Genomic DNA, 13,850 nt, shown 5'->3' with positions numbered 1-13,850 from the left:
CACATGCCCAGCCAATCCGATCTGCGCTTCACTTTCCAGCCGCTGGTTGGCCGAAGCGAGTTTGAGGTGGTGTCGTTCGAACTGGACGAAGCCATCAGCTCACCGTTCCGGCTGCAGCTGGAGCTGGTCAGCTTCGAAGACGATGTCGACTTCGGCCAGCTCCTCGACAAACCGGTGCTGTTCACCCTCTGGCAGGGTGAGCGCCCGTTGCGCTACGTGCACGGCCTGATCAGCACCTTCAGCCAAGGTGAAACAGGCTTCCATCGCACCCGTTACCGCGCACTGGTCGAGCCCATGCTGGCCCGCGCCGGGCTACGCTCGAACTGGCGCATCTTCCAGCAGAAAACCGTGCCGCAGATTCTCGAGATCATGCTCAAACGCCAGGGCGTGAAAGCCTACGAGCTGAAGTGTCTCGACCCGCATCAGGTGCGCGAATTTTGCGTGCAGGCCGGTGAAACAGACCTCGACTTCATGGCCCGCCTGGCCGCCGAGGAAGGCATTGTCTACCGCTTCGAACACACGCCGAAACAGCACTTGCTGGTCATCACTGACCGGCTGCTGGCGCTGGGCCAGATCAGCCGGGGGGCCATCAAGACCGATGATGAGGATGAAGGGTTTCACAATGACGACGTGGGCCCCGATCAGGTGCTGTACCGATCCGTTGGAGGCGGCGATCAGGCCAGGCCTTGCCTGCGGCGCTTGCGTTACAGCGAACAGGTGCGAACAGCGCGGCAGGTGCAACGGGACTACACCTTCACTCACCCACAATACCGTCAGGAACACCAGGCGTACGACAATAGCAACACCCATCAATCGCTGAACTATGAGCGCTTCGACTACCCCGGCCGATACAAGCGTGATGCGGTCGGGGTTCCGTTCACTGCCACCCGCCTCACGGCCCTGCGCCATGATGCACGCATTGCCGAAGTGGAAGGCGACGATGTGCGCCTGCAGCCGGGGCTGAGCTTCACCCTCATCGAGCACCCGCGTGAAGACCTCAACGTGCACTGGCGCACGGTCAGCGTGCATCACGAAGGCACCCAGTTCACCAGCCTGCAGGAAGAGGCCGCCGGCTCGCAGCAAGGCACCCGCTACAAACAGGACGCATTGCTGGTTCCCGGCAGGGCCGAATGGCGCCCGGCCCCCCTGCCCAAGCCACGCATTGACGGCCCGCACATGGCGACGGTGGTCGGGCCCAAGGGCGAGGAAATCTATTGCGACCAATGGGGCCGCGTGAAAGTGAGCTTTCCTTGGGACCGGGAAAGCGAAAACAACGAGTTCAGCTCCTGCTGGGTGCGCGTGTCGCAAGGTTGGGCGGGGGGCAGCTGGGGTTCGATGGCCATCCCGCGCATCGGCCAGGATGTGATCATCCAGTACGTCAACGCCGACCCGGACCAGCCGATGATCACCGGGCGCACCTATTGCGGTAACCAGTTGCCGCCCTATGACCTGCCCGAGCACAAGACGCGCATGACCATCAAGAGCCAGACCCATAAAGGCGAAGGCTTCAACGAGCTGCGCTTCGAGGATGAACTGGGTCGGCAGGAGGTGTTCATTCATGCCGAGCGGGACCAGAACAACATCGTCAAGCACGACGAAACCACACGCGTGGGTAACGACCGTACCGAACGCGTCGAACGAGACGAGACGATTTCGATCGGTCAGGACCGTCGCGAAGACATCGCCCGTGACGAATCTGTTGGCATCGGCCAGAACCGGGTACACGAAATCGGCAACGACGACAGCCTGAGCATCGGCCGCAACCACAGGATCACCACAGGCAAGGATCGAATCGAACAGGTAGGGAACCACCGGCAGGACATCACCAAGGCAAACCACACAGTAGAAATCGGCGGCCACCTCGAACAGGTCGTTGCCGGTCACAGCACGTTGCAAACGGGCGAAGCCATCCGGCACACCACCAAGGTTTATGACATCCAGGTCAGCGAAAGCCTGACGATCCGCAGCCCCGCAGGGCTTTTGAGAGTCGACGGCGCCGGTATCACGCTGGACGGCCTGGCGCTGGCCTTCAAAGGGCCTGTCAGCCAGCAGGCTACGGGTAGCAATCGCGTCACTTCAACGTCTGGCGTACCAGCGCCGGGCGAGCCCATTTGCCTCAGCTGCCTGCTCAAAGCGATAGCCGACGGCCACACCATCATTCGCATGGAAGGAGCAAGCTGATGCCCAGCCCATTTGTCAGAGCAATGGTCGATGTGCTGCGGGCATCCGATCACTATCGCCTCAGCGCCATCGTGGAAATGGCCAACTTGACACCTAAGGTGCAGGAACAACTGACCGGGCACTACACGGGCCGCTGCTGGCCACTGCTGCAGCAAGCCCAGTTCAGCAACCTGCGGACAGCAGGCCCTTGGTTGTTCGGTTCACGCCTCGGTTCCGATGTCTCGGCCCAGTACGACTTCCAATGGCAACTTGAACAAGGTGCTGCTGGCGCCGTGTGCGGCTGGATAGTCAGCGCGCTTCCCGCTGCCCGGCTCGCCGGACACTTGAGCCACGCCAACATCGTCACGGGCACGGACGGCCACTCGTACCTGTTGCGCTTCCACACCGCCGCGGCTCTGCTAGTGCTGGATAGGCACCGTGAGCTGCCTGGGGTAAGCGAATGGCTGGCCCCCATCCATCACTGGTGGGCACCCGTGGCGCACCCGAGCAAACGGTTGTGGATGCAGATATCCGGGGGTGATCAGCCTCAATCCACGCACTGTCCGCCAATCACGTTGAACGAAGCGTGTTGGGCCGAACTGGCGGGTGACCCGCTGAGCTATCAACTTGCCGAGTTGCTCAAGAGCGAACAGTCCTGCCCGACCTTGCACGCTGCCTGCCACGGCACACGGGTTGGCTTGATTCAGCACTATCTGGATCAGGCGCGCGCGCAAGGCCTGGGACGTGAAGAAGACCTTATCAGCTATGTGCTGATGCTGGCTCGCGGTGGCGAACAGCTCAGTAGCTCGCCAGCCTGGCAGGAGGCGATTGCCGCCACGCGCGAGCAGCAGACATCCCTGATGGACAACGTGCAGCGCTGCCTGCGCACCAAGGACTGAGGCACAACACAACCATGGACTCACTCAACGAAACCCTCGAACTGTGCAGGCGCATCACCTCCGGCTACCGCCCGGCCCTGCGCAACAGCCCCGTCGCCGACTGTACCCGCCGCTTCGAACTGCTGCCCCTGCGCTACGCCGCCGTCGGCGGCAACCCGGCACAACGTGCCCGCCTGCCCAAATTGCCGGGCTATCTCAGCCCGTTCCAGGATGTCGGCGAGCTGACCCACTCCAGCTACGCCATCCGCCCTTTGCGTGAGGGCTTTCTCTACCTGCTGATCAAGCGCCATAGCGCACCGGCCTACGAATGGCACAGCCAGTACCGCGTGGCGCCCAATGGCTCGCTGCTGTACATCAGCAGCGACGCCCCCTGGGCGCCTGCCCCCAGCGCCGGCAATCTGGATGAGATCCTTCGCGGTTTCGGCTGGACCATCACCCTCTACGACCTGGATGACATCCAGGAGCTGCGCCCATTGTTCAGCCCTTCCCCGCTGACCCCGCGCATGCTCGACAACTACCGCCTGCTCGACGACGAATACCGCAGCAGCCTGCCCACGATCGATATCGCCCGCTTCATCCAGCCTTCCGACGCCCCGCCACAGCCCCACGTCCTCAAGCATGACCAACTGAACTGGGTGGCCGACTTCAAGGCCCAAAACGATGCAGACCTGCAGGCACTGCTGGACCTGCAGCCGTTCAACAACGACCAGATCGTCTCGCCGCACGCATCACGCCAAGCGCTGGCACCGCTGGTGAACCACAGCAAACCCCGTGGCGCCGCCATCGTCATCGAAGACGCCATCGGGATCACCCAGGAGCTCAACGCCTGGCGCAACGCCGCTGTCGAGGATGTGAAGACCCAGTGGCTGGCGCGCACTGTGGAACCCGGGGTGGACAACGAACGCAAGCTGCTGGTCGCGCAGTCGTTCCTGGAAATCGAAAAACTCTACCCGCAGATGGTGGCCGAGCAGATCGTCAAGCGCGAAGTCATGGCCGAAAAAGTCCGCAACCAGCCCCACCTGCATCCCGAGATCTACTTGTTCTCCGAACGGGCCAATCAACAGGCAGATGCCCATGATGAACGCATGAAGCCCCACCTGGCGCAGTTCGAGCGCGAGGTCCGCAGCAAAGTCCAGGCCCGTCAGGATGCCGGCGAGTTCCGCAAGCGGTTCGACCAGAAATACGGCCACCTGGTCGACCGCCAGGCCATGCATGATCAGCTCGACGGTTTCGAGCAGGCCATGCAACACGCCCAGCAAGCCGCCGAAGACCGCGCCAACGACCATGCCCGCTGGGTGGTCAGCGAACGGTTGTTGCAGGCGCTGGACCGCTACGACAACGCCGACCTGATCAGCGGCCTGGCCTTTGCCGAACAGACCGGCCAGTGCGTGATCGGCATGGAGTTGAGTGAATGGGGCACGAAAGTGCTGGACCACTGGTGGCGCAGTGACGTGGCGGACCGGAGTAACCTGGCGATGCGCGGCATCAGCTACAACCAGGACGACATCCGGGAAGAGCTGGCGGCACTGATTGAGGCCGCCAAGGCCGAACCGCCCTCGGAATTCAACTACACGCTGGCCGAAGGCCTTGCCAAGCGAGCACATGCGGCAGCGAATGCCTTCGGGCGTATGAACGCGCTGTACGAGGAATTGCAGAAGCGGAACAACAGCGCCAGCATCGGCTTGTATGGATGGTTCGTCGCGCTTGGGCGACAGGTGCTGCGTAGCGGAGCCCCGAACAGTGCAGACCGAGCATTGCACCATGGACTGCGCCTGGCGTTGTTTGCTTCGGTACATGAAACAGCTGTCGACGTACGCCTGAGTGAAGCTGCACGTAGCGGGCAACCGGTTAATTCACTACGCAGTGGTGGCCAGATTGCGCGCTATCTGGATCAGGCCTGGGCTGAAGGTTTAATGCAGGCGGACGGTCAGAAGAGTGACTTCTATAAAGTGCGTGCCGCCGGTCTGGTCTGCCTGCTGGAAGGCATGCTGATGGCGTTCAAGGCGCGGGAGCTGCCCGACAGTGATGCGCGAGTGAAGACCGAACTCCTGGCAGCCGCGATGACCACGGCAGCGGCGGGCTTTGAAGTTGGCGCCAGCTATGTGGATCAGGTGGCAACCCGATATGGCGCGAAAAGTGTGACCGGCAGAGGGGCTGCGGCAACCTTGGGTAGGTTGAAGCTGTGGGGAGCTGCGTTAGCTGGTACGGGAGGATTCGTCTTGGCGTGGTGGGACTTCGCTGACGGAGCGGAAAACTTCAAAGCAACAAGCGCTTCAACAAAATCATGGACATTGGCCGGAGCCTACCACACGCGCGCGATGGCAACATTGACGTTATCTATAGGCGAACTGGGAACTGCCATTGCCATAGCGAAGCCTTTTTTTGATTATCTATCCCATAACGCCAAGACTAAATTTGCAAGAATGTTGGCATCCTCTATGGGTGAGCTTGCAAAAAAATTAGGAACCCAAGCTGCGCGCCTTCTGCTCGCACGATTGGTAGTCGGAGCTTTCTGGATAGGGCTCGTCCTGACGATCGCAATTTACCTCCTTGAAGATGATGCATTGGAGAAGTGGTGTAGGCGCTGCTGTTTCCGAATCAGAAAAACAGCTAAGCCTTATGAAGAACATGAAGAATTAAAGGAGCTTCATTCCGCTTTCAGCGAGGTCTTATAGTGTATCTAATCGAATGGGGTTTCTGGCGGATGGCAATCGAGTCCGAAGCTGCGCGCAAGGCGTACGTAGCCGAAATGACGCCAGCAGAAAATCGCGCAATGCGTGACTTTTACGAGGGTGACCTAGAAGAGGAAGTCCATTTTCGGAAGGTAAGCGAAAACCCTCGTGCACGCGGCCCTGTTTATTCCTTCAATGAAAATTTCCTAGAGATGCGATGCGGTGGCTCGGAAGAGAAGCGCGGTATCATCACCTTAATGACCTTGGGCAGCTTGGGACCAATGACCTACTCATGGCTAAACATAACCCTTGGCTCAATCTATATAAATGCAACCCAGCCTGAGTTTCTTTCCGTATTTTCAGTTTTATTTAGCACTTACATGATCTTGCTAGGGGGTGCCGCCTATTATATATATGCAAAATATGGATTCAGACTTTCAAGGCTGGAAATGCTAACCAGCCGCCATCTGCTCATTCGATTCAATCGAAAAACTCAACAGGTCCACCTCCACCGCCCCGGCTACTGCGGCGGCATCGTAACCTTCCCATGGAAAACAACAGGAAGTACAGCCATCGACCCAGAAGATGACCCACTCAGCGTGGGCATGCGACTCGGTCTTGTCTGGCACCCCAGCCGCACCGGCCTCCCACACATGGAAATGGCCCTGCTCGGCAAACAAGGCCAAGGCGGCAGCGAACTGCGTGATGAGTGGGAATTCATCCGCCGCTACATGGAAGAAGGCCCACACGCCGTCCCCCGCCCCCGCCTGAGCACCCAGCTACCCTCACCCATCCAGGCATTCAGCGCCCAGTTCGAAGGCCTTGGGCGTTTCTTCCGCAAAAGCAGCTGGCTGTTCAAAGTTGCGCTGCTGTTTGTCTGGCCCGCGTTCGTCATCATCGGCACCGGCCACTGGCTCAGCCTGCTGCTGTGCTGGCGACCGCGCTGGCCGAAGGTCATCCGCGAGGCCGGCCTGCCCGGCAAGCCAGTCCCACCCGTGACAACACTGAGCGACTACCCACCCGCAATCCAGGCACGCCTGCTCGCCAACGCCGACCGCTGGCAGCTCAAGCCCGGCAAGCGGCCGGAGAAAAAGCCACGCAAACCGCGCACGCCCAGAAGGCCCAAGGAGATCAATTGATGCCATACATCATCCTTGCAGATGGAGCGTACCCGCTGGGTGGTCAGCGAACGCTTGTTGCAAGCGCTGGACCGCTATGACAACGCCGACCTCTTCAACGGCCTGGCCTTTGCCGAGCAGACCGGCCAGTGCGTAATCGGCGAGGCTACTGCTCGCTCGTTTAGTTCTCGGCGCGTTCTGGATAGGGCTCGCTTTGACGCTGATCATTTACATCTTTGAAGATGACGCTTTGGAAAAGTGGTGCAAGCGCAGCAGCTTCCGCGCGGGGAAAAACTCGGAGCCTTACAAAGAGCAAGAAGAATTGATGGCGCTACATGCCGCATTCAGCGAGGTTCTGTAATGTATTTGATTGAATGGGGATTCTGGCAAATAGCAACCGAGTCAGAGACCGAACGAAAAGCGTACGAAGCAGAGTTAACACCTGCTGAGAAGCGAGCCAACCTGGACTTTTACGAAGGAGATCTGGAAGAGGACATACACTTCCAAACTGTTAGCGAAAAACCCCACACACGCGGACCGGTTTTCGCTTTCAACGACACATTTATTGAAATGCGATGTGGTGGCTCAGAGGAAAAGCGCGGACTCATAACAATTGCAACGTTAGGTGGAATCATACCCATTATAGGTGTTACGACAATCTCCACATTGTATTTTCTCTGGGAAGACATAACAGACCGTGAGGCTCGATCACTTCTGATGGTGGCACTGACATTTATGATGGCACTCGTATCAGGTGCTACGATATTTTTTTACACAAAGTATGGATTACACTTGACCCGATTGGAGATGCTGACCAGTCGGCATTTGCTCATTCGCTTCAACCGAGTAACCCAACAAGTTCACCTACATCGACCGAAATACTGCGGCGGCATCGTCACTTTCCCGTGGAATGCAACCGGGAGCACTGGCCTATATCCAGAAGATGACTCACTCAGCATGGGCATGCGACTAGGCCTGGTCTGGCACCCCAGCCGCACCGGCCTGCCCCACATGGAGATGGCCCTGCTCGGCAAACAAGGCCAAGGCGGCAGCGAACTGCGTGATGAGTGGGAATTCATCCGCCGTTACATGGAAGAAGGCCCACACGCCGTCCCCCGCCCCCGCCTGAGCACCCAGCTACCCTCACCCATCCAGGCATTCAGCGCCCAGTTCGAAGGCCTTGGGCGTTTCTTCCGCAAAAGCAGCTGGCTGTTCAAAGTTGCACTGCTGTTTGTCTGGCCCGCTTTCGTCATCATCGGCACCGCCCACTGGCTCAGCCTGCTGCTGTGCTGGCGACCGCGCTGGCCGAAGGTCATCCGCGAGGCCGGCCTGCCCGGCAAGCCAGTCCCACCCGTGACAACCCTGAGCGACTACCCACCCGCAATCCAGGCACGCCTGCTCGCCAACGCCGACCGCTGGCAGCTCAAGCCCGGCAAGCGGCCGGCGAAAAAGCCACGCAAACCGCGCAGATCCAAAGCGCAAGAGAAACCGGCTGCGCCCAACGAATGATTGTGTCTGAATTCAGAATTCGAACGTGTACCCCACGATCACCCGGTTCTCATCCGCTGCATCGGCAAAATTCGAGCGCATGCTCGCATTGCGCCAACGCAGCGACACATTCCTGAGCGCCCCCGACTGCACCACATAGGTGATATCCGTAGTCCGCTCCCATTCCCGCCCCTCTCCGCCGCCAGCGGCCAATGTCCTGCCCTTGACGCTGGCAATGCGTTGCGGGTCCACCTGATCGCCCTTTACATAACGCACGTTGAACGTCAGCCCGGGGATGCCCACGGCAGCAAAGTTGAAGTCGTAGCGCAGCATCCACGCCCGTTCGTTGGCCAAGGCAAATGTGCTGACCTGCTGTTCGCTGAACAGGTAGGTATCGGTGCCCCCCACGTAGGCATAGGCCGTATCCCCACGCACTTTCTGATAGCCGCCACTGAACGTGTGGCCCTGAACGCTGTACCCGAAGTTGGTACTGAGGGTCTGATTGTCGACTCCGCCCAGCAACGCCCGGCCCTGCTCCCTTGCATTGAACCAGCGCCACTCGGTGAACACATCCCCCGGCCCAAGGCGGGTCTTGAACTTGAAACCGGCAAAATCACGCCGGAACAGGTCTTCGAGCACACTGGTGTGAAGGCTGAGGGTCAAGTTGTTCAACGGCTGGTAATCGACACCGGCGTAGCGCAGACGATCACTGGTGACCGTCGCCAAATAGGCCCCTTGCTGCGCCATGGCGGTCAGGTCCTCATAGTCGGTGGAGTCACGCAATTTGGTGGCATTCACCTGCAGCAGGGTGAACGTAAACCGGTCCAAGTCTTTGCTCACCAGTTGCACACCGTTGAACCACTGGGGGAACAAGCGACTGCTGTTGGACGCCAGCAATGGCAGTTGCGGGCTCAGGCCCCCCGCTTTCAATTCGCTCTGCGCCAGCCTGGCCTTGAAGGTAGCCACGGCCTTGGCGTAGTCATCCGCGGCGCGTTTGTCGCTGCCTCGCGGCAACAGGCCGGAACCGCTACGGTCAGGCGATGAGTCCAGCTTGAGCCCCAGCATGCCGGCTGCGTCCAGGCCAAAGCCAACCACGCCGTCGGTATAGCCAGACTGCAAGCGCAGCATGAAGCCTTGGGCCCATTCACTGCGCCGCGATTGCGTGGCGCTGTCACCGTGAAAGTCGCGGTCGAAATAGAAATTGCGTAGTTCCAGGTTGCCACTGCCGTCATGGATAAAGGCAGCCTGGGCGGTTTGACAGGCGCAGTAAAGCGCCGAGAGCACCAGCGATGCTCGCCGAAAGATCACGATCATTGGTATGCCTTGTGCTTATTCTTGTTGTTGTTCGAAGACTCAGCGCCAATCAGCTTTTGGGGTTGCGCACGCAACGCATCACCACCAGGCATGCGACCAGGATCAGCGGCGCGATTGACAGCATGCCCATGTAGGTGCTGTCGGTAAGGTCATTGATCTTGCCCACCATCACTGGTGCAACGATGCCGCTCAGCTGTCCCACCGAGTTGATCGCGGCGGTGCCGGTGGCAATGGCCAGCCCCGAGAACGTCGACTGTGGAATGGTCCAGAAGATCGGGATAGCGATAAAGGTGCCCGCGGTGGCCAGCACCAGCGCGGTCATCATCGCGAAGGGAGAGTCGGAGAACAGGCACGCCAGCAGGTAACCGACGGCGGCCGCCAGCAGGCAGTACACCAGATAGCGCTTACGCTCGCCGGTGCGGTCGGAGTGGCGAGTCAGCAACACCATGCCGATGCACGCTACCGCATAAGGCAATGCCGACAGTACGCCAACCCACAGCATGTCTTGCACCCCCGAGGACTTGATCAGGTGCGGCATCCAGAAATTCAGCCCGTAGGACGCGGTTTTGACCACGTAGTAGATGAACGCCATGATCGCCACTTCACGGGTCAGCAATACCCGCCAGATCGAGCCGAGTATCGGTTTTGCAGCGCGTTTGTCCTGGGCTAGGTTCTCCGCCAGCAAGTCCTTCTCCTCGCGGCTCAACCATTTCGCCGCTTCGATATCGCGGTCCAGCTTCCACAGCACCAGTAGGCCCAGCAGCACACACGGCAGCCCGGACATCAGGAACAACCAGTGCCAGCCAGCAAGGCCCAACACGCCGTCCATTGTCCCCAGCAAAAAGCCCGCAGCCGGGCCACCCACCGCCCCGGCCAGCGGCACCGCCAGGAACCACAGGCCATTCATCTTCGCCAGGTGCTTGCGCGGGAACCAGCATGCCAGGTAGAACAGGATCGCCGGGCCGAAACCGGCCTCCATGACGCCGATCAGAAAGCGCAGGAAGTACAGCGTGTACTGGGTATAGGCAAATACCAGCGCAGCCGTCGCCAGGCCCCAGGACACCATGATCCGGCAGATCCAGGCCGGAGCCCCGTAGCGTTTCAGGCCGAGACTGCTGGGCACTTCGAACAGCACGTAGCCGACGAAGAACATGCTCGCGGCCAGGCCGTAGGCAGCATCGCTGAGGCCCAGTTCCTGCTGCATTTGTGTCTTCGCAAAACTGATGTTGATGCGGTCGAAGTAGGAGAACAGGAAGCAGATGATAGCCAGCGGCATGATGCGCCAGGCCACACGGCGGTATAGCAGCAGCTCATTGATGTGACTGTCGTTGCGCTCACGCGCCAGTTCGCCGGTCAAAGCAACCATGGTGAATCTCCATTCTTGTAATTATTGGAGAGCAGCGACGCCTCGAAGGGCGTCACCAGCAGGTTTTTTAGCGAATACGGATCAGCTTTTCCTTGAAGCTCTGGCCTTTTGCGACGTACTCGGTCGCATTGCGCTGCATACCGGCGATAGCTTCGGCAGTGAGCTCACGCACTACCTTGGCAGGTGCGCCCAGGATCAACGAGTTGTCGGGAAACACCTTGCCTTCGGTGACGATAGCGCCGGCACCCACCAGGCAGTTGTTGCCGATGACCGCGCCATTGAGCACCACCGCCTGAATGCCGATCAGCGCGCCATCGCCGATGGTGCAGCCGTGCAGCATGGCCTGGTGGCCGATGGTGACACCTTGCCCCACTGTCAACGCAAAGCCGGGGTCGGCATGCAAGACAGCACCCTCCTGCACGTTGCTGTGCTGGCCGATATGGATCGCTTCGTTGTCGCCCCGTAGCACGGCCTGCGGCCATACACTGACGCCTTGTTCCAGGGTAACGTCGCCGATGACGCTGGCATCCTCGGCGATGAACGTTTCCGGGTGCAGGTTGGGTGCAAGGTTGTCATATTGGTAGATCGCCATCTCAAGCCCTCCTCACGCCGCGTCGTCTGTTTTCAGCACGCCCGCCGCACACAGCTGGGCAATGTGCGCGTCGCTGTAACCCAGTTCACGCATCACTTGGCGGGTGTGCTCACCAATCCGCGCGATCGCCCGCCGTGGCTGCAGGCGCTGGCCGTCCAGTGACAGCGGCAATAACGGCATCGGTGTGTGGCTGCCGTCTTCCAGTTGCAGCTCGGCCATGCCACCGCTCTGTAGCAGGTGGGGGTCCTCGAACAGCTCTTCAGGGCGGCGGATCGGCGCGAAAGGAATGCCGTTGGCTTCCAGCTGCACCGCCAACTGCCCGGCGTCCAGCGGCGCAAACACCTCGGCCAGGTGCGCCAGCAGCCGTGGCCGCTGCAACACGCGGTCGTTATTGCTACCAAGGGTTGGGTCATCAAGCAAAGCGGTCTGCCCCAGTACCCGGCATAACGCGTGCCACTGGCCTTCCCCTGTGGCGGCGACAAACATCTGCTCGCCACCGGCAAAAGTGAACACGTCATAGATGGCCCAGGCACTGATGCGGTTCGGCATCGGCGCTGCGGCTTCACCGGTGACCACGTACTGCTGCATATGCTGGGCAGCCAGCAGCACGCAATTCTCGTACAGGGCACTTTGCACCTCACGGCCCCTGCCGGTGCTGTGGCGCTCGTTGAGTGCAGCCAGCACGCCAATGGCGCCGAACATGCCACCCATGATGTCGTTCACCGAGCTGCCTGCGCGCAGCGGGCGCCCTACCGGCCCTGTCATGTAGGCCAGACCGGCCATCATCTGTACCACTTCATCCAGCGCCAGGCGGTTATCGTATGGCCCGCTGAGGAACCCCTTGTGCGAGGCGTAGATCAGCCCTGGATTGCGCTGGCACAGTGCGTCGTAGCCCAGACCCAGCTTCTGCATACGCCCGGGCTTGAAGTTCTCGATGAAGACGTCGGCGGTGTCGATCAGTTGCAGCACGGCCTCACGGCCCTCGGGCGTTTCAACATCGACAGCAATGCATTGTTTGTTGCGGTTGAAGGTGCGGAAAAAGCCCGCCCCTGCGCCCAGCAAACGGCGTGTGCCGTCGCCGCGTACCGGCTCGATCTTGATGACCTCGGCGCCAAGGTCGCCGAGGATCATGCCGCACGTCGGGCCCATGACCATATGCGAAATCTCAACGACACGGATGCCGTCCAAGGGAAGTCTGGACATTGTGGTGCTCCTCTTACGGGCAGTTCAGGCGTGGCGGTGTGTGTTGGCGAAGTTGAGCGGCAATCCGGCCCGGGCGATGAAGCCGTAAAGTGGCTCGCCCGGTAGCGCTTCGCTTAGTACCTGCCGGGTTTCGATCAGTGCAGGCAAGTCGATGCCGGTGTCGTAACCCATGCTTTGCAGCATGAACACCAGGTCTTCGGTCACGGTATTTCCAGACGCGCCAGGGGCGAACGGGCACCCTCCCAAGCCCGCCAGGGAGGCATCCAGTTCCCCAATGCCCTGCTGCACCGCCACCAGGCTGTTGGCCAAGGCCAGGCCCCGGGTGTCATGGAAGTGCGCGGCCTTGAGACGGTCGCCTGCAATCTCCCGTACGGCCTGAAGCACCGTTGCAACCTGGCCCGGATTGGCATAGCCAGTGGTGTCCCCCAGGGAGACCAGGTCGCAACCGGCTTCGATCACCTGGCGGGTCAACGCACACAGGTCAGCCAGCGGCACCTCGCCCTGGCGGGTGCAGCCAAAGGCCACTGACATGCCGGCCACGACTTGCACCCCATGCAGGCCCATTTCAGTACGCAGCTGGCACATGCGCCCCAGTTCCTCGACCATCTCCACTGGCGTGCGGCGCACGTTGGCCAGGCTGTGCGCCGTGCTCACCGATACCGGGGCGACGATGCGGTGTGCACCCGATTCAAGTGCGTCCCTTGCGCCACGAAGGTTCGGAGCCAGCACGGTTACTTGCAGGTCCGGGTACGTGAGGGCGTGGGCCACCACTTCGCGGGCATCGGCCATCTGCGGTAGCAAGCGTGCCGACACGAACGACGCGACTTCCATATGGCGCACGCCGGCGCCGTAAGCGGCGTCGATCCAGCGGCGTTTGGCTGCTGTCGGCATGATCACTTGCAGGCTCTGCAAGCCATCGCGCAGGCCGACTTCATTGATTGTTATTGTTGTCATCCCGGTCTCTCTGTCTGAAGCGTTGCGCCAGACTAAGAGCTGGATGACGGGCAGAAAAGACGTGTTTCGCGGGCTGATCCATCG

10 protein-coding genes and 1 pseudogene are annotated in these 13,850 nt (G+C 60.4%); 6 read left to right on the top strand and 5 right to left on the bottom strand.

Translation table 11 applies throughout. The features are described 5' to 3' along the window. Positions 1–3: 3 nt before the first annotated feature. The 6 genes and pseudogenes from ACZ889_RS16565 (at position 4) to ACZ889_RS16540 (ending at position 8,358) form a co-directional block, all read left to right on the top strand. Entirely contained in the window at positions 4–2,181 is a 2,178-nt protein-coding gene (locus ACZ889_RS16565; RefSeq protein ID WP_476257580.1) for a type VI secretion system Vgr family protein, read from the top strand. Continuing rightward, positions 2,181–3,059 (top strand): DUF4123 domain-containing protein, encoded by an 879-nt coding sequence (locus ACZ889_RS16560; protein ID WP_476257579.1) that lies wholly within the window; start codon positions 2,181–2,183, stop codon positions 3,057–3,059. The genes ACZ889_RS16565 and ACZ889_RS16560 overlap by 1 nt, the downstream gene beginning before the upstream one ends. Positions 3,060–3,073: 14 nt before the next feature. Further along, positions 3,074–5,734 carry a T6SS effector BTH_I2691 family protein gene (locus tag ACZ889_RS16555; RefSeq protein WP_476257578.1) on the top strand — a complete coding sequence of 887 codons (2,661 nt, stop codon included), beginning with the start codon at positions 3,074–3,076 and terminating at the stop codon, positions 5,732–5,734. Next, positions 5,734–6,870 (top strand): DUF6708 domain-containing protein, encoded by a 1,137-nt coding sequence (locus ACZ889_RS16550; protein WP_100774674.1) that lies wholly within the window; start codon positions 5,734–5,736, stop codon positions 6,868–6,870. Before ACZ889_RS16555 ends, ACZ889_RS16550 begins: the two co-directional genes overlap by 1 nt. 136 nt (positions 6,871–7,006) lie before the next feature. Further along, positions 7,007–7,210, top strand: a pseudogene (locus ACZ889_RS16545) (hypothetical protein); the annotation flags it as partial. Further along, entirely contained in the window at positions 7,210–8,358 is a 1,149-nt protein-coding gene (locus tag ACZ889_RS16540; protein ID WP_476257577.1) for a DUF6708 domain-containing protein, read from the top strand. The pseudogene ACZ889_RS16545 and the gene ACZ889_RS16540, both read left to right, overlap by 1 nt. A gap of 12 nt (positions 8,359–8,370) precedes the next feature. On the opposite strand, the gene ACZ889_RS16535 is transcribed toward ACZ889_RS16540, so the two are convergent. The 5 genes from ACZ889_RS16535 to ACZ889_RS16515 form a co-directional block, all read right to left on the bottom strand. Further along, entirely contained in the window at positions 8,371–9,651 is a 1,281-nt protein-coding gene (locus tag ACZ889_RS16535) for an OprD family porin (RefSeq protein ID WP_014861743.1), read from the bottom strand. Between the two features lie 49 nt (positions 9,652–9,700). After that, on the bottom strand, positions 9,701–11,017 hold the full coding sequence (locus tag ACZ889_RS16530; protein WP_476257576.1) for an MFS transporter: 1,317 nt from the start codon (positions 11,015–11,017) through the stop codon (positions 9,701–9,703). 67 nt (positions 11,018–11,084) lie between these two features. Then, on the bottom strand, positions 11,085–11,609 hold the full coding sequence (locus ACZ889_RS16525) for a gamma carbonic anhydrase family protein (protein WP_076403117.1): 525 nt from the start codon (positions 11,607–11,609) through the stop codon (positions 11,085–11,087). Between the two features lie 12 nt (positions 11,610–11,621). Then, positions 11,622–12,812, bottom strand: coding sequence for a CaiB/BaiF CoA transferase family protein (locus ACZ889_RS16520; protein ID WP_088512677.1), 1,191 nt, complete (start codon positions 12,810–12,812; stop codon positions 11,622–11,624). Between the two features lie 24 nt (positions 12,813–12,836). After that, positions 12,837–13,766: a hydroxymethylglutaryl-CoA lyase gene (locus ACZ889_RS16515; protein WP_047605215.1), complete on the bottom strand. Its 930-nt coding sequence runs from the start codon at positions 13,764–13,766 to the stop codon at positions 12,837–12,839. Positions 13,767–13,850 lie beyond the last annotated feature (84 nt).

The organism is Pseudomonas sp. TE3895 (genome assembly GCF_056278855.1).
Note: the sequence above shows the minus strand (reverse complement) of the source record. Positions and strands in the feature narration are given on the sequence as shown.